Here is a 17,158-nt window from a genome sequence, read left to right as displayed (position 1 = left end):
GGTCCGCCCGCGTGACACTTTCCGGTGACCGGGAGCTGAACGGGAGCCCGGCGGGGAATCTTGATCAGCACAAACCCCTGACGTGCAGGGGAAAAGCGGAAGGAGAGCACGATGAAGACCCGAATCGCTTCCCTGGCGGCAGCCGGTGCGCTCGCGGTGTCCGGGGTGGTCGCCGCGGCGGCCCCGGCGTCGGCCGACCCGGTGCCCGGCAATGCCAACCAGTTCTACGCCTACTGCTCGGTCGACCTGCTCGGCGTGCCGGTGGCGTGCACCGACACCGACGCGGCCCACGCGTCACACATCTGCCAGTACGTCCTGACCGGGCTCGGTCTCGGGCTCGACTGCATCCTGCGCTGACGTCGACGCTGTGTTGCTGCCGGCACTGTTGCCCGAAAGTACCCGGTGGTCCGGACCATCGGGTACTCGTCGGAAAATGTCCGACCGGTTAGCCTTGTTCTTCGCCACTTCGCCGTTCATACTTTGTTGTGATCCACAACAAATAGGGTGACGGTGAGCCGCCAGCCGTCGCCCGCGGAAGAAGAAGAGGCGACAATGACGTCGACCAGGATCCCCACCCGGTGGCGCCGGACGGCCCGGTTGCTGGCCGTCCCCGCCGCCCTGCTCGCGCTCGGCGCCGTGGTGGCCGCCCCGCCGAGCCAGGCCGCTTCGGTTCTCGCGAGCTTCACCGACGACTTCGACGGCCCCGCCGGCAGCGGGGTCGACGGCTCGAAGTGGACCCACGAGACCGGCGACAACGTCAACAACCACGAACGGCAGTGGTACACCGACGGGACCTCGAACGCGGCCCTCGACGGCCAGGGCCACCTCGTGATCACCGCCAAGAAGGAGAACAGCGGCAACAACTGCTGGTACGGCGCGTGCGAGTACACCTCGGCGCGGCTGAACACCTCCGGCAAGTTCTCCACGTCGTCCGGGCACGTCGAAGCCCGGATGAAACTGCCGCGCGGGCAGGGCATGTGGCCCGCGTTCTGGATGCTCGGCACCGACATCGGCAGCGCCGGCTGGCCCAACTGCGGCGAGATCGACGTGATGGAGAACGTCGGGTTCGAGCCGAACACCGTGCACGGCACCATCCACGGCCCCGGCTACTCGGGTTCGGGCGGCATCGGAGCGGCCTACAACGGGCCGAACTTCTCCGACGACTTCCACACCTACGCCGTGGACTGGTCGACCGACAAGATCGTGTGGTCGGTCGACGGCAACGCCTACCAGACCCGCACGCCGGCCGACGTCGGCGGCAACGCGTGGGCGTTCAACCACCCGTTCTTCGTGATCCTCAACCTCGCGGTCGGCGGCTACTGGCCGGGCGACCCCGACGGCAGCACGCAGTTCCCGCAGCAGCTGGTGGTCGACTACGTCCACGTGAGCTGAGCGGCCCCCGATCGGCGGGACCGGCTCGCTCCCCGTGCGCGGCGGGGAGCGGTCCGGTCCCGCGTCTTTTTGGTACCGGCTTGTGACAGTTCTGGTTCAGACCTGTCGAACAACCCCGACGGACCGGCGATCTTCCCCGGACAGAGTGACCGGAGTGCGCTCGTGGAAGCGCACCCCGGCACCCGGAGGAAGACCATGGCCCGTACCCGCATCCCACCCGTCGCCGGCGGGATCACCGCGGCGGTGGCCGTCGTCGTCGCCGTGAGCTGCTGGGTGCTCTTCCCGCCGGAACTCGCCGGCCGGGCGAGCGCCGCCCGGCCCTCGATCGACCTGACGCTGCCGTGGCCGTCGGAAGGGCAGTCGAGTGCCGAGGTGCTCGGGCTGGGCTCGCTCGGCAGCCGCGGGGAGCGGGCGCCGGTGCCGATCGCGAGCGTCACGAAGGTGATGACCGCCTACGTGGTGCTGAAGGACCACCCGCTCGACGCGGGCGAGCCGGGCCCGCAGATCACCGTCGACGAGCAGGCGGAGGCCGAATCGACGTCCGCCGAGGAGTCGACCGCCCCGGTCCGCGCCGGGCGGCGGATCAGCGAGCGGGACCTGCTGGCGCTGATGCTGGTGCCGTCCGGGAACAACGTCGCCCGGCTGCTCGCCCGGTGGGACGCGGGGAGCCAGGAGGCGTTCGTCGCGAAGATGAACCGCGAGGCCGCGGCGCTCGGCATGACGAGCACGACGTACACGGGTGCGAGCGGCGTCGAGGATTCGACGACGAGCACCGCCGCCGACCAGCTGCGCCTGGCGCGCGAAGCGATGAAGATCCCGGTGCTGCGCGCGATCGTGGCCACGCCGAGCCTGCGCGTCGACGGCGTCCCGGGCCCGGTGGTCAACACGAACACCCTCCTCGGCCACGACGGCGTGATCGGCCTGAAGACGGGCTCGTCCACGGCGGCGGGCGGCGCCCTGATGTGGGCGGCCCAGACCCCGGGCGGCGCGCTGATCCTGGGCGTGGTCCTCCACCAGAACCCGGGCGGAAGCCCGGCGGCGGGCCTGAACGCGGCCCTGGAGAACAGCCGCCGCCTGATCGCGGCCATCCAGCACGAACTCCCGACGGCGGCCACCCGATGACGGCAACGGTCCCGCCGGGCAACCAAAGCGCGGCGACGCAGCCGTTGGGGTGGGGCGGCGGGCAGCCGGGGGCATTCACGCAGCCGATCGGGCAGGGCGGCGGGCATGCCGGGGTCGAACTCACCCAGCCGCGAGGGGCGAGTGGCGGGCGCCCGGGCTCCGCACCCACTCCGCGTCGCTGGGCCGGGAGCTGGCGCCGCGGCCGCATCATCGCCGCCTTGGCCGTACTCACCGCCCTGCTCCTCCTCGCGCACCGCCTGGTCCCCAACTGGCTGGGCAACGCCGGCAGCCTCCTGGAAACCTTCCTCCCGTGGACCGGCGCCCTCGTCCTCCTCCTGCTCGCCGCCGCCGTCCTCCGGCGCTCGGCCACCGCCCTCGTCGCGCTCCTCCTCCCCGCCCTCGTCTGGGGCACCTCCTTCGGCGGCAAGCTCTTCGACCACCGCGGCACCGGCGGCGACCTCACCGTCGTCTCGCACAACGTCAACGACGAAAACCCCGATCCCGCCGGCACCGCTCGAGCACTTGCCGCCTCAGGAGCTCAGGTGATCGCGCTCGAGGAGCTGAAACGGTCCGAAATCCCCAAGTACGAAGCCGCCCTCGCCGCCCGCTACCCGCACCACAGCGTGCAGGGCACCGTCGGCGTCTGGAGCAGCTTCCCGCTCCGGGACACCCAGCCGGTCGAGATCATGCCGTGGACCCGCGCTCTCCGGACCACTGTGGACACTCCCAAGGGGCCGGTCGCGGTCTTCGTCGCGCACCTGCCGTCGGTGCGGGTGCGGCTCGACGCGGGGTTCACCGCCGGCGGCCGCGACGTCGCGATCGAACGGCTCGCCGCCGCCGTCGCCGCGGAATCCGCGGACCGGACCGTGCTCGTCGGCGACTTCAACGGGACCGCCGACGACCGTGCGCTGGCCCCGATCACCGCTCGCCTCGAAACCGCGCAGGACGAAGCCGGGGACGGGTTCGGGTTCAGCTGGCCCGCGTCGCTGCCGCTGGCGCGGATCGACCAGATCTTCGTCGGCGGGGTGCGGCCGGTCGCGGCCTGGACGCTGCCCGCGACCGGGAGCGACCACCTGCCCGTGGCGGCCACGATCGCGCTCTGACGGTAGCGCGAACATGCGCCTGAACACCGTGGTCACCGCACTGCTGGTGAATCACGAACGGAGCTTTTCGCAGGCTGGAGCCCGGAAGCGGCGGCGGCGCCCAGTCCGGCGCACGTGACCACACCGTTACGCGACCCAGGGTTGACCGCGAGGGTGTTATCGCTAACACTACTCCTCGCCGTCACCGGAACGGGTGACGCAGATCCAGTCGGCGCGGACGGGAAGGGGACGCCGGTGGCCGAACGACCCCGCTCCGGCGGAGCCGTGCGGGTGACCGCGGCCGGGACGCGGCAGCCGAGCCTGACCGACGTCGCGGGCGTCGCCGGGGTCTCGCACATGACCGTGTCGCGGGTGATCAACGGGACCGGCCCGGTGCGCCCCGAGACGCGGGCCCGGGTGCTCGCGGCGATCGAGGAACTGGGCTACCGGCCCAACTCCGCGGCCCGCGCGCTGGTCACCGGGCGGACCGGCACGCTCGGCGTCGTCGCGCTCGAGTCCAATCTGTACGGTCCGGCCAGCACGCTGTACGGCATCGAGAACGCCGCCCGCGAAGCCGGGTACGCGATCACGATCTCCAGCGTCAGCCGGCCGGGCCGGTCGTCGATCGCGGACGCGGTGGAAAACCTCCGCCGCCAGGCGGTCGAAGGCATCATCGTCATCGCCCCGCACGTCAGTGCGGGCCGTGCACTGGAAGCCGCGCCCGCGGACTTCCCGGTCGTCGCCGTCGGCGGCGGGGAGACCGCGCCCGTGCCGGTCATCTCCGTCGACCAGCGCGACGGCGCCCGCCGCGCCACCGAGCACCTGCTCGCCCTCGGCCACCGCACGGTCTGGCACGTCGCCGGGCCCGAGGACTGGCTGGAGGCCCGCGACCGCGAGCTCGGCTGGCGCGAAACCCTGGAACGCCACGGGGTCGCGGCCCCGCGGGTGATCCGCGGCGACTGGAGTTCGCGGTCGGGCTACGAGGCGGGGCGATCCCTCGCCGCGGAACCGAAGCTGGACGCCGTCTTCGCGGGCAACGACCAGATGGCACTCGGCCTGCTGCGCGCGTTCGCCGAGGCGGGCATCTCGGTGCCGCGCGACGTGCGCGTCGCGGGCTTCGACGACGTGCCCGAGGCGGCGTACTTCACGCCGCCGCTCACCACGGTGCGCCAGGACTTCATCGAAGTCGGCCGGCGCACGTTCGGCCTGCTCACCCAGCGGATGGACGGGGGCGACCGGCACGCGCGCGCCCTCGTCGTGCCCGAGCTGATCGTCCGCGAGAGCACCGGGCCGCGTTAGCACGGCGAACGCGCCCGGCACCTGAAGACCAGCTCCGAATGTTAACGCTAACAGATTTGATCACCGTCGATCGAGGAGTGAACGTGCTGAAGAAGCGATGGGCCGCCGCGGCGGCCGCGGCGGCCGGACTCGTGCTGCTCACCGCCTGCGGGAGTGGTGGCTCTTCCGGTGGCTCCGGCGGGGCGATCACGCTCGGCTTCGCCCAGGTGGGCGCCGAGAGCGGCTGGCGGACGGCGAACACGAAGTCGATCCAGGAGTCGGCCAAGACCGCGGGCATCGAGCTGAAGTTCTCCGACGCCCAGCAGAAGCAGGAGAACCAGATCTCCGCGATCCGCTCCTACATCCAGCAGAAGGTCAAGGTCATCGCCTTCTCGCCGGTCGTCGAGTCCGGCTGGGACACCGTGCTCAAGGAAGCGAAGAACGCCAACATCCCGGTCATCCTGACCGACCGCGCGATCGACTCGCCGGACAAGTCGCTCTACAAGACCTTCCTCGGCTCCGACTTCATCGCCGAGGGCAAGAAGGCCGGGCAGTGGCTGACCAAGGAGTTCGGCAGCGCCACCGGCCAGGTCAACATCGTCGAACTGCAGGGCACCACGGGGTCCGCCCCGGCCAACGACCGCAAGAAGGGCTTCGCGGACGTCATCGCGGCGGACCCGAAGTACAAGATCGTCGCGTCGCAGACCGGTGAATTCACCCGCGCCAAGGGCAAGGAGGTCATGGAGGCCTTCCTGAAGTCCCAGCCCAAGATCGACGTCCTCTACGCGCACAACGACGACATGGCGCTCGGCGCCATCGAGGCGATCGAAGCCGCGGGCAAGGTCCCGGGCAAGGACATCAAGATCGTCTCGGTCGACGGCGTCAAGGACGCGCTGCAGGCACTGGCCGACGGCAAGATCAACCACGTCGTCGAGTGCAACCCGCTGCTCGGCCCGCAGCTGATGGACCTGGTGAAGAAGGTCTCCGCCGGCGAGCAGGTGCCCGCCCGCATCGAGACCCAGGAAACCGAGTTCGACCAGGCATCGGCCAAGGCCGCCCTGCCGCAGCGGCAGTACTGAGGGGTTACCCATGCCCGCCGAAATCCTGACCATGACCGGGATCCGCAAGGAGTTCCCCGGCGTCCTCGCCCTCGACGGCGTCGACTTCCGCCTGTTCCCGGGCGAGGTCCACGCGCTGATGGGGGAGAACGGCGCCGGCAAGTCCACCCTGATCAAGGTGCTGACCGGGGTCTACGGGGTGGACGCGGGCACGATCACGCTCGCCGGGACCGCCGTCGCGTTCGGCGGCCCCGGCGAGGCCCAGCAGGCCGGCATCAGCACGGTCTACCAGGAGGTCAACCTCTGCCCGAACCTGTCCGTGGCGGAGAACGTCTGCCTCGGCCGGGAACCCCGCCGCTTCGGCCGCATCCAGTGGGGCCCGATGCGGCGGCGGGCGGAGGAACTGCTGGCCCGGCTGGACGTCCACGTGGACGTCTCGGCCGAGCTGGGCACCTGCTCGATCGCGGTGCAGCAGCTGGTCGCGATCGCCCGCGCGCTCGACGTCGACGCGCGGGTGCTGGTGCTCGACGAGCCGACGTCCAGTTTGGACACCGGCGAGGTCGAGCAGCTGCTGAAGGTCGTGCGGTCCCTGCGCGAGCAGGGGCTGGCGATCCTGTTCGTCTCCCACTTCATCGACCAGGTCTTCGCCGTCGCCGACCGGATGACCGTGCTGCGCAACGGAAAGCTGATCGGCGAGTACCGCACCGCGGAGATCACGCCGGTCGACCTGGTCACCAAGATGATCGGCAAGGAACTGCAGGTCCTCGAAACCCTCGAGGAGTCCGGCCCGACGCGGGCCGAGGTCGCGGACGCGCCGGTGCTGCTGGCCGCCGAAGGCCTCGGCCGCAAGGGCGGCGTCGAGCCGTTCAGCCTCGACATCCACGCCGGCGAGGTCGTCGGCCTGGCCGGGCTGCTGGGTTCGGGGCGCACGGAGCTGGCCCGGCTGCTCTTCGGCGCCGACCACGCCGACAGCGGGTCGGTCAGGATCGACGGCGACGCCACGAACCTGCGCACCCCGCGAGCGGGCCTCGACCACCGGATCGCGTTCTGCTCGGAGAACCGCAAGACCGAAGGCCTGGTCGAAGAACTGACCGTCCGGGAGAACATCGTCCTGGCGCTGCAGGCCTCCCGTGGCTGGGCGCGGCCGCTCTCGCGCCGCCGCCAGGACGAACTCGCCGAGAAGTACATCAAGGCACTCGACATCCGCCCCGCCGACCCCGAGGCGCTGGTCGGCAACCTCTCCGGCGGCAACCAGCAGAAGGTGCTGCTGGCCCGCTGGCTCATCACCGAACCCCGGCTGCTGATCCTCGACGAGCCGACCCGTGGCATCGACATCGGTGCCAAGACCGAGATCCAGCGGCTCGTCACGCAGCTGTCCGCCGAGGGCATGGCCGTGCTGTTCATCTCCGCCGAGCTCGACGAGGTGCTGCGGCTGAGCCACCGCGTCGTCGTGCTGCGCGACCGGAAGGTGGTGGCGCAGCGGGAGAACCAGGCGCTCACCGCCGACGAGATCATGGCCACGATGGCCGAGGGAGCCGTCTCATGACCAAGCACCGGTTGTTCTGGCCCGTGGTGGCGCTGCTCGCGCTGCTGGTGGGCGACCTCATCGCGAGCCCGGCGTTCTTCAAGATCGAACTGCGCGACGGTCACCTCTACGGGAACCTCGTCGACATCCTCAAGAACGGCGCCCCGCTGATCCTCATCGCGATCGGCATGACGCTCGTCATCGCCACCCGCGGCATCGACCTCTCGGTGGGCGCGGTCGTCGCGATCAGCGGCTCGCTCGCGTGCCTGTGGATCGCCGACCACCCGGACGGCGTCGGCGCGACGCTCGTCGCGGTCGGGCTGGCGCTCGGGTTGTCGCTGGTGCTCGGCGTGTGGAACGGCTGGCTCGTGGCCGCACTGGGCATCCAGCCGATCATCGCCACGCTCATCCTCATGGTCGCCGGGCGCGGGATCGCGCAGCTCATCTCCGGCGGGCAGATCATCACGATCAACTCCGCACCCTACGAATGGATCGGCAGCGGGTTCGTCTTCACCCTGCCCAGCGCGATCCTCATCGCGCTGGCGGTGTTCGTGCTCGCGTCGCTGCTGGTCCGCCGCTCCGCCCTCGGCCTGCTCGTCGAGGCCGTCGGCGGCAACCCCGAGGCCAGCCGGCTGGCCGGCCTCCGCTCGGCGCGGCTGACCTGGCTCGTCTACGTCTTCTGCGCGCTGTGCGCCGGCATCGCCGGGCTGATGATCAGCGCGAACGTGCACAGCGCCGACGCCAACCACGCCGGGCTGTTCATCGAACTCGACGCGATCCTCGCCGTCGTCGTCGGCGGCACCCAGCTCACCGGCGGCCGGTTCTCCATCGGCGGCGCCGTGATCGGCGCGTTGCTCATCCAGACGCTGACCACCACCGTCTACGCCCTCGGCATCCCGCCCGAGGCGATCATGCTGTTCAAGGCCGTGGTCGTGCTGGCGGTGTGCCTACTGCAGTCGCCCGCGTTCCGCCGCAAGCTGCGCCGCCGCCGGACACCCGCGGCCGGGCAGCCGGCGCCCACGTCCGCTCCCGAGAAGGTCGAGGTCACGGCATGACCACCCTGGACCGCGTTCGCGGTTACCGGCCCCGGCAACGACACCTCCCGATCCTCGCCACGATGGCACTGCTCATCGGGGCGTACATCTTCGGCGCGGCCAGCTACGACGCGTTCGGCTCCGGGCAGGTCATCCTCGACCTGTTCATCAACAACGCCTTCCTCCTGGTCGTCGCGGTCGGGATGACGTTCGTGATACTCACCGGCGGCATCGACCTCTCCGTCGGCTCGGTCGTCGCACTGTCCACAGTGATCTCGGGCGACCTGATGCAGAAGCACGGCTGGTCCGCCTACGCGGCCATCGCCGTGGTGCTGGTGGTCGGGGCGCTGCTCGGCGCCGGGATGGGCGCGCTCATCCACTTCTTCGAGATCCAGCCGTTCATCGCGACCCTGATCGGGATGTTCTTCGCCCGCGGGCTCTGCTACACGATCAGCACCGAGGCGTACTCGATCGACAACGCGACGATCGCCACGCTCGCCCAGACGCAGATCCCGCTCGGCGGGGAACTGCACATCTCGATCAGCGTGGTCGCCGCACTGGTCGTCGTCGCGATCGCGGTGTACGTGCTGGCTTTCACGCGGTTCGGGCGCACGGTCTACTCGATCGGCGGCAACGCGCAGTCCGCGATGCTGATGGGCCTCAAGACCGGCCGCACGAAGATCGCGGTGTACACGATCAGCGGCTTCTGCTCGGCCCTCGGCGGGCTGCTTCTCGTGCTGTACAAGTCTTCCGGCGACCCGCTCAACGGCGTCGGCCTCGAGCTGACCGCGATCGCCGCGGTGGTCATCGGCGGCACCATCCTCACCGGCGGCTCCGGCTACGTGCTGGGCACCGTGCTCGGGATCATGGTGCTGGGCATCATCCAGACGCTGATCACCTTCGACGGCACCCTCAACTCCTGGTGGACGTCGATCATCACCGGCGCCCTGCTGTTCGTCTTCATCGTCCTGCAACGTCTTGTGACCCGGGGGAGTGGTCGATGAAGACCCGCATCCTGGCCGTGCTCGCGGCCGTGACCTTGTTCTCCGCCCTGCCCGCTCCGGCCAGCGTGGCGGAGCAGGCCTCGGCGCTGGCCGGGCACTGGACGTTCGACGAAGGCAGCGGCACCACCGCCGCCGACAGCGCCGGGGATCACCCCGCGACCCTCAACTCGGGCGCGGGCTGGGGTCCCGGCATCCGGGGTGGCGCCCTGACGACGGACGGAGCCAGTGGCTTCGCCGACGCCGGCGCGCCCGTGCTCGACACCACCAAGAGCTTCTCCGTCAGCAGTTGGGTCAAGCTCGACAAGACGTCCGGCTTCCAGACGTTCGTCAGCGTCGACGGAAACCAGGTCAGCAATTTCTTCCTCCAGTTCCGCGACGACTCGCGCCGGTTCGCCTTCACCCGCCTCGCCGGGGACGCGCCGTCCGACGGTGTTGTCGCCTCGGCGAACTTCGACCCCGTCGTGGGCCAGTGGTACCAGCTCACCGGCGTGTTCGACGCGGCCGCGTCGACGCTGTCGTTGTACGTGGACGGCACCCACCAGGCGACGGTGGCCGCGCCCGCGGGCTGGGCCGGCACCGGCCACCTGGTGATCGGCCGCGGTAAGTACGGCGGCAACCCGGTGGACTACGTCGACGGCACGATCGACGACGTCCGCGCCTACTCCAGCGCCCTGACCGGCGCCGATGCCGCACGCCTGGCCATCGCAGGGCACTGGACCCTCGACGAGGGCACCGGCACCACCGCGGCCGACGACTCCCTCGACGCCCGCACCGCGACCCTGACCGGCGGCACCACCTGGGGCGACGGCGTCGTCGGCCCTCACGGCGCCGCCTTCAACGGCACCGACGCCGCCATCGAGGCGCCCGCGCCGGTCGTCGACACCGCGCAGAGCTTCTCGGTGTCCGCGTGGGTCAAGCCCACCGCGGCCACCGGCTTCCGCACCGCGGTCAGCATCGACGGCTCGACCATCAGCGGCTTCTACCTCCAGCGCGCCGCCGACGGCCGCTTCGCCTTCACGCGCCGGGCGGCCGACGGCGACTCGGCGTCGTCCTCGGCGGTGTCCACCTTGCCCGCGCAGGCCGACCAGTGGCAGCACGTCGTCGGCGTCTACAACCGCGCCGCGGGGACGCTTTCGCTGTACGTCAACGGAACCCTGCAGCAGAGCGTCCCGTTCACGACGCCGTGGACCGCGGGCGGGCACCTGGTCATCGGGCGCGGCAAGTGGGCGGGCGGGCCGGTGGACTGGTTCGCCGGGGGAGTGGACGACGTCCGCGCGTACCCGACGCCGCTGACCGCGTCCGCCGTCGCCGCGCTGGCCGCGAGCGGCTCGTGGCACTTCGACGAAGGCACCGGCACGGTCACGCGCGATGCGTCCGCGAACGGCGCCGACGGGGTTTTGAAGGGCGCGACCTGGACCGCGGGAGCGGCGGGCAAGGCCGTCCAGCTCGACGGCAAGTCCACTGTGGACCTGGGCGCCTCGCCCGCGTTCGACACCGGCACCGGCTCGCTGTCGCTGGCCGCCTGGTTCCGCACCACCGCGGACGGCACCCTCGTCGACCACGGCGACGGCTACGCGCTGGGCATAGCAGCAGGCAAGCTCACCGCCCGCGTCGGCACCATCCAGGTGACCACCACCGGTGGCGGCCTGGCCGACGGGAACTGGCACCACGCCGCCGTCGTGCTCGACCGCGCGTCGCAGCGGCTCACCGTCTACGCGGACGGTGACGCGGCGACGGTCACCAGCACCTGCGGCACGCCGACCGGCACGACCCTGGACGTCTCGGCGTGCCCGGCGTCCGGCACCGCTGCCGCTCCACTGACGGTCGGCGCCGGGTTCACCGGCACGATCGACGAACTGGAACTGCGCCGCTTCCCGCTCACCGCGGCCCAGATCGGCACCCTCGCCGGAGCCAACCAGCTGGCCGTGGACGCCAACGTCGTCCGCGCCAACACCCGCCCGACCACTTACGGCTCGATCCTCGAAGACATCAGCCACTCCGTCGAAGGCGGGCTCTACGCCGAGCTGGTCCGCAACCGCACCTTCAAGGAGGCCTACCAGGGCGGCAGCGGCGCGGGCGACACACCGGTCCCGTACTGGTCGCTGCTCGCCTCGGCGGGCGCAACCGGCACGTACGCGATCGACACCGCCACCCCGCTCAACACCGCACTCGACCGGTCGCTGAAGGTCCACGCCGACGTGGTCCCGGCCGGCGGGCGCGTGGCCGCGGCCAACGTCGGCTACTACGGCGTCGCCGCGAAACCGGCCACGAAGTACACCGGCAGCTTCTTCGCGAAGGGCACGTGGACCGGCGCGGTCCGCGTCAGCCTGGAGAAGCCGGACGGCACGGTCCTGGCGAGCAAGGACGTCCAGCCCGTCGGCGCGGACTGGGCGCAGCAGACGTTCAGCTTCACCACGCCGTCGACGATCACGACGTCCACCGACAACCGGATCGTCGTCTCCCTGGTGAACAAGGGCAAGCAGGCCCTCGCCGGGGACGCCTGGTTCCAGCAGGTGTCGCTGTTCCCGCCCACCTTCAAGAACCACGGCGTCCGCCTGGACCTCGGGCAGAAGCTCGCGGCGATGAAGCTCGGCCTCTTCCGCGTCCCCGGCGGCAACTTCCTGGAGGGCAACACCCTCGACACGCGGTTCGCGTGGAAGGACACCATCGGCAAGCCGGAGGAGCGCCCGGGCCACCAGAACAGCGCATGGGGCTACTGGTCCACCGACGGCTTCGGCATCCTCGACTACCTCAAGCTGTCCGAGGACATCGGCGCCCAGCCGCTGCTGGCGCTGTTCGCCGGCTACACCCTCAACGGCCAGCACGTCAGCCAGGCCGACTACCCGCAGTACGTCCAGGAAGCGCTCGACGAGATCGAGTACGCCATCGGCGACGCCTCGACGACGTGGGGTGCGAAGCGGATCGCCGACGGGCACCCGGCGCCGTTCGACCTGCACTACGTCGAGGTCGGCAACGAGGACTGGTTCGACGGCTCCGGCAGCTACGCCTGGCGCTTCACCGACATGTTCAACGCGATCAAGGCGAAGTACCCGCAGCTGACGGTCATCGCCACGACCGGCGGCCTGCAGGGCGGGGCCGCGTCGAGCACGTCCACCGGCGTGCGCCCGGACGCCGCGGACGACCACTACTACCAGTCGCCGCAGTGGTTCACCGACAACTCCACCCGCTACGACACCGCGGACCGGTCCGGCCCGGACATCCTCGTCGGCGAGTACGGCGCCCAGGACGGCCGGCCCACCGGAACCCTGGCGGCCGCCATCGGCGAGGCCGCGTTCCTCACCGGGCTCGAACGCAACAGCGACGTCGTCATCGGCTCGATGTACGCGCCGGTGCTGGTGCAGGAGAACCAGTCCAACTGGCCGGTCAACCTGATCGGCTTCGACGCCGGGAGCAGCTACGGCTCGCCGTCGTACTGGGTGCAGCAGATGTTCTCCAGCACGCTCGGCAAGCAGATCGTGACCAGCCGCCTCAACCAGGGCAGCCCGCTGCGGCAGGTGGTCAACGTGACCACCAAGGGCGGCAGGAAGACCTTCACGGTCAAGCTCGTCAACCCCACCGGCCAGGTCCAGACGACCCGGCTCTCGCTCACCGGCGTCACCGCGGTCGACGGCACCGGGACGCTCACCACCCTCACCGGCGACCCGGCGGGACGCAACAGCCTCGCCGCGCCGGCCGCCATCGTGCCGCAGACCAGGGAGCTCACCGGCCTGGCCGCGACGTCGAAGCTCACCCTCCCCGCCAACTCCGTGACGACGCTCGTCATCACCGGCCGATGAGCCGACCCAGAAAGGAACCAGAAGTGTCAGCAGACCCTCTCGTCGTGGGCGTCGACTTCGGCACGCTCTCCGGACGTGCGGTGGTCGTGCGCGTGGCCGACGGTGCCGAGCTGGGCAGCGCGGTCTTCGAGTACCCGCACGGCGTGCTCGACGACACGCTGCCCGCCACCGGCCGCGCACTGCCGCCGGACTGGGCGCTGCAGGTGCCGTCGGACTACGTCGGGGTGCTGCGCAACGCCGTCCCGGCCGCGCTCGCCGCGGCGGGGGCGGACCCCGCCGACGTCATCGGCATCGGCACCGACTTCACCGCGTGCACCATGGTGCCGACGACCGCCGACGGCACGCCGCTGTGCGAGCTGCCCGAGTTCGAGGCCGAACCGCACGCCTACGTCAAGCTGTGGAAGCACCACTCGGCCCAGCCGCAGGCCGACCGCATCAACGACCTGGCCCGCACGCGCGGCGAGAAGTGGCTGCCGCGCTACGGCGGGCTGATCTCCTCGGAGTGGGAGTTCGCCAAAGGCCTCGAGCTCTTCGAAGAAGCGCCCGAGGTGTACGGCGCCATGCGGCACTGGGTCGAGGCGGCGGACTGGATCGTCTGGCAGCTGACCGGGGCGTACGTCCGCAACGCGTGCACGGCCGGGTACAAGGGCATCCTGCAGGACGGCCAGTACCCGAGCCGCGACTTCCTGCGCGAGCTGGCGCCGGGCTTCGAGTCCTTCGTGGCCGACAAGCTCGAACACCCCCTGGGGCAGCTGGGTGCCCGCGCGGGCGGTCTCAGCGCCGAAGCCGCCGGGTGGACCGGGCTGCCGGAGGGCATCGCGGTCGCCGTTGGCAACGTTGACGCCCACGTCACCGCGCCCGCCGCGAACGCCGTCGAGCCGGGCCAGATGGTCGCGATCATGGGCACTTCGACGTGCCATGTGATGAACGGCGCCGAGCTGCACGAAGTCCCCGGCATGTGCGGGGTCGTCGACGGCGGGATCGTGACCGGGCTGTGGGGCTACGAGGCCGGGCAGAGCGGCGTCGGCGACATCTTCGGCTGGTTCACCGAGCACTTCGCCCGGGACGGGCACGACGAGCTCACCCGCTTGGCCGCGCAGCAGGGGATCGGCGAACACGGGCTCGTCGCGTTGGACTGGCACAGCGGCAACCGGTCGGTCCTCGTGGACCACGAGCTGTCCGGCGTCATCGTCGGGCAGACCCTCGCGACCCGCCCCGAACACGTCTACCGCGCCCTGCTCGAAGCCACCGCGTTCGGCACCCGCAAGATCGTCGAGACCTTCGGCGAGGCCGGGGTGCCGGTCACCGAGCTGATCATCGCCGGCGGCCTGGTGAAGAACGCGCTGCTCATGCAGATCTACGCCGACGTCACGAACCTGCCGCTGTCGGTCATCGGCTCCGAGCAGGGCCCCGCGCTCGGCTCGGCCATCCACGCCGCGGTCGCCGCCGGGGCCTACCCGGACGTCCGCGCGGCCGCCGCGGTGATGGGCTCGGTCCGGCGGGGGGTCTACCGGCCGGAGCCCGCGAACGTCACCGCCTACGACGCGCTTTATGCCGAATACACGACGCTCCACGACTACTTCGGGCGCGGCGCCAACGATGTCATGCACCGCCTCGCCGCCCGCCGCCGCGAAGTCGCGAAAGGACGCTCCTGATGTCGCTGACCGGTGAAGTCCTCGACACCGTCGCGGAACTGCGCGAGACCGTGGCGAACCTCCACGGCGAGCTGACCCGCAACGCACTGGTCATCTGGACCGCGGGCAACGTCTCGGCCCGCGTGCCCGGGCGCGAGCTGATGGTCATCAAGCCGTCGGGGGTGTCCTACGACGACCTGTCCGCCGACACGATGGTGGTCACCGACCTGTACGGCGAGCTGGTGCACGGCGAGCTCGCGCCGTCGTCCGACACCGCCGCGCACGCCTACGTCTACCGGGAAATGCCGGAGATCGGCGGGGTCGTGCACACCCACTCGACGTACGCCACGGCGTGGGCCGCCCGCGGCGAGCCCATCCCGTGCGTGCTCACGATGATCGCCGACGAGTTCGGCGGCGAGATCCCGGTCGGGCCGTTCGCCCTGATCGGGGACGACTCCATCGGCCGCGGCATCGTCGAAACGCTGCGCACCAGCCGGTCCAAGGCCGTGCTGATGCGCAACCACGGCCCGTTCACCGTCGGCCGCACCGCCCGCGACGCGGTCAAGGCCGCGGTGATGGTCGAGGACGTCGCCCGCACCGTGCACAAGGCCTTCGAGCTCGGCACGCCCGAACCCCTCCCACCCGAGGACGTCGACCGGCTCTACGCCCGGTACCAGAACGTCTACGGCCAGCACTAAAACGCTTCCAGGAGAAAACGATGACCCGCGCGTCGAAACCCCAGCTCTGGTTCCTCACCGGGAGCCAGGCCCTCTACGGCGAGGAGACCCTCGAACAGGTCGCCGGCCAGTCCCTGCGCATCCAGCAGCTGCTGGCTTCTTCCGGCGGGCTGCCCGCCGAGGTCGTCGGCAAGCCGGTGCTGACCGAGTCCGCGTCGATCCGCCGCGTGCTGCAGGAAGCCAACACCGACCCGGCCTGCGTCGGGGTGATCGCGTGGATGCACACCTTCTCGCCCGCGAAGATGTGGATCACCGGCCTGGACGCGCTGCGCAAGCCGCTGCTGCACCTGCACACCCAGCTCAACGAAGCCCTGCCGTGGTCCACCATCGACATGGACTTCATGAACCTCAACCAGGCCGCGCACGGCGACCGCGAGTTCGGGTTCATCCAGACGCGCCTCGGCGTGCCGCGCAAGACCGTCGCCGGCCACGTCGGCGACCCCGCCGTGGTCGCGCGGATCGACGCGTGGGCCCGGGCCGCGATCGGCGCCGACCACTTGCGCAACCTCCGGCTGGCCCGCTTCGGCGACAACATGCGCGACGTCGCCGTCACCGAAGGGGACAAGGTCGAGGCGGAGCTGCGGTTCGGCGTCTCGGTGAACACCTACGGCGTCAACGATCTCGTCGAGGTCGTCGACGCCGTGTCCGATGTGGACGGCCTGGTCGCCCGCTACGCCGAGGACTACGACGTCGTCCCGGAGCTGGCGGCAGGGGGAGCGCGGCACGAGTCGCTGCGGTACGCCGCCCGCATCGAGGCCGGGCTGCGGAAGTTCCTCACCGACGGCGGCTTCGGCGCGTTCACCACGAACTTCGAGGACCTCGGCGGCCTGCGCCAGCTGCCCGGCCTGGCCGTCCAGCGGCTGATGGCCGACGGCTACGGCTTCGGCGGCGAGGGCGACTGGAAGACCTCCGCCCTGCTCGCCGCGGTCAAGGCGATGGGTGCCGGCGCCGAGCGCGGCACGTCCTTCATGGAGGACTACACCTACCACTTCGGGCCGGGCACGCCGAAGATCCTCGGCGCGCACATGCTGGAGGTCTGTCCCAGCATCGCCGCCGCGAAGCCGTCGTGCGAGATCCACGCGCTCGGCATCGGCGGCCGCGAGGACCCGGTCCGGCTGGTGTTCGACGCCCAGCCCGGCCCGGGCGTCACCCTCGGCCTGGTCGACCTCGGCGACCGGTTCCGCCTGGTGGCCAACGAGATCGAGGTCGTCGCGCCGGACGAGCCGCTGCCGAACCTCCCGGTGGCGCGCGCGGTCTGGGAGCCGAAGCCGTCGCTTTCGACGTCCGCGGAGTCGTGGATCACCGCCGGCGGCCCGCACCACACCGTGCTCACCCAGGCCGTCGGCACCGAAACCCTTCGCGACTTCGCGAACCTGCTCGGCGTCGAGCTGCTGGTGATCGATTCCGGCACCACGCCGCACGACTTCGCCGACCGCATCCGCTGGAACCAGGCGTACCACCGGCTCGCTCAGGGCTTCTGAGAAAGGAAGAAGGA

At 70.9% G+C, this 17,158-nt stretch carries 12 protein-coding genes and 1 pseudogene; all 13 read left to right on the top strand.

The window, feature by feature from the left end; all coding sequences use genetic code 11:
* Positions 1-111 precede the first annotated feature (111 nt).
* The 13 genes and pseudogenes from SD460_RS26890 to araA all read left to right on the top strand — a co-directional run bounded on the left by SD460_RS26890 (position 112) and on the right by araA (position 17,144).
* The gene (locus tag SD460_RS26890; protein WP_290056429.1) at positions 112-357 is read left to right on the top strand and encodes a hypothetical protein; all 246 of its coding nucleotides are present in this window, start codon (positions 112-114) and stop codon (positions 355-357) included.
* A 195-nt stretch (positions 358-552) separates the two neighbouring features.
* Positions 553-1,389, top strand: a pseudogene (locus SD460_RS26885) (glycoside hydrolase family 16 protein); the annotation flags it as partial.
* Between the two features lie 198 nt (positions 1,390-1,587).
* Positions 1,588-2,514, top strand: coding sequence for a D-alanyl-D-alanine carboxypeptidase family protein (locus SD460_RS26880; RefSeq protein ID WP_318306897.1), 927 nt, complete (start codon positions 1,588-1,590; stop codon positions 2,512-2,514).
* 209 nt (positions 2,515-2,723) lie between these two features.
* A complete protein-coding gene (locus SD460_RS26875) occupies positions 2,724-3,617 on the top strand; it encodes an endonuclease/exonuclease/phosphatase family protein (RefSeq protein WP_438860614.1) in 894 nt (297 codons plus the stop codon).
* Between the two features lie 234 nt (positions 3,618-3,851).
* A complete protein-coding gene (locus tag SD460_RS26870) occupies positions 3,852-4,895 on the top strand; it encodes a LacI family DNA-binding transcriptional regulator (RefSeq protein WP_290056432.1) in 1,044 nt (347 codons plus the stop codon).
* Positions 4,896-4,933: 38 nt separating this feature from the next.
* Entirely contained in the window at positions 4,934-5,953 is a 1,020-nt protein-coding gene (locus SD460_RS26865) for an ABC transporter substrate-binding protein (RefSeq protein ID WP_438860613.1), read from the top strand.
* Between the two features lie 10 nt (positions 5,954-5,963).
* On the top strand, positions 5,964-7,478 hold the full coding sequence (locus SD460_RS26860) for a sugar ABC transporter ATP-binding protein (RefSeq protein ID WP_290056434.1): 1,515 nt from the start codon (positions 5,964-5,966) through the stop codon (positions 7,476-7,478).
* On the top strand, positions 7,475-8,512 hold the full coding sequence (locus tag SD460_RS26855) for an ABC transporter permease (RefSeq protein ID WP_290056435.1): 1,038 nt from the start codon (positions 7,475-7,477) through the stop codon (positions 8,510-8,512). The genes SD460_RS26860 and SD460_RS26855 overlap by 4 nt, the downstream gene beginning before the upstream one ends.
* The gene (gene yjfF, locus SD460_RS26850) at positions 8,509-9,495 is read left to right on the top strand and encodes a galactofuranose ABC transporter, permease protein YjfF (protein ID WP_290056436.1); all 987 of its coding nucleotides are present in this window, start codon (positions 8,509-8,511) and stop codon (positions 9,493-9,495) included. The genes SD460_RS26855 and yjfF overlap by 4 nt, the downstream gene beginning before the upstream one ends.
* Positions 9,492-13,292, top strand: a complete 3,801-nt coding sequence (locus SD460_RS26845; RefSeq protein ID WP_318306896.1) for an alpha-L-arabinofuranosidase family protein — start codon at positions 9,492-9,494, stop codon at positions 13,290-13,292. Before yjfF ends, SD460_RS26845 begins: the two co-directional genes overlap by 4 nt.
* Positions 13,289-14,947, top strand: coding sequence for a ribulokinase (gene araB, locus SD460_RS26840; RefSeq protein ID WP_290056438.1), 1,659 nt, complete (start codon positions 13,289-13,291; stop codon positions 14,945-14,947). The genes SD460_RS26845 and araB overlap by 4 nt, the downstream gene beginning before the upstream one ends.
* A complete protein-coding gene (locus SD460_RS26835; protein ID WP_290056439.1) occupies positions 14,947-15,624 on the top strand; it encodes an L-ribulose-5-phosphate 4-epimerase in 678 nt (225 codons plus the stop codon). Before araB ends, SD460_RS26835 begins: the two co-directional genes overlap by 1 nt.
* A gap of 20 nt (positions 15,625-15,644) precedes the next feature.
* Positions 15,645-17,144 carry an L-arabinose isomerase gene (araA, locus tag SD460_RS26830; protein ID WP_290056440.1) on the top strand — a complete coding sequence of 500 codons (1,500 nt, stop codon included), beginning with the start codon at positions 15,645-15,647 and terminating at the stop codon, positions 17,142-17,144.
* Positions 17,145-17,158 lie beyond the last annotated feature (14 nt).

Source organism: Amycolatopsis solani, from assembly GCF_033441515.1.
Taxonomy (GTDB): Bacteria; Actinomycetota; Actinomycetes; order Mycobacteriales; family Pseudonocardiaceae; genus Amycolatopsis; species Amycolatopsis solani.
Note: the sequence above shows the minus strand (reverse complement) of the source record. Positions and strands in the feature narration are given on the sequence as shown.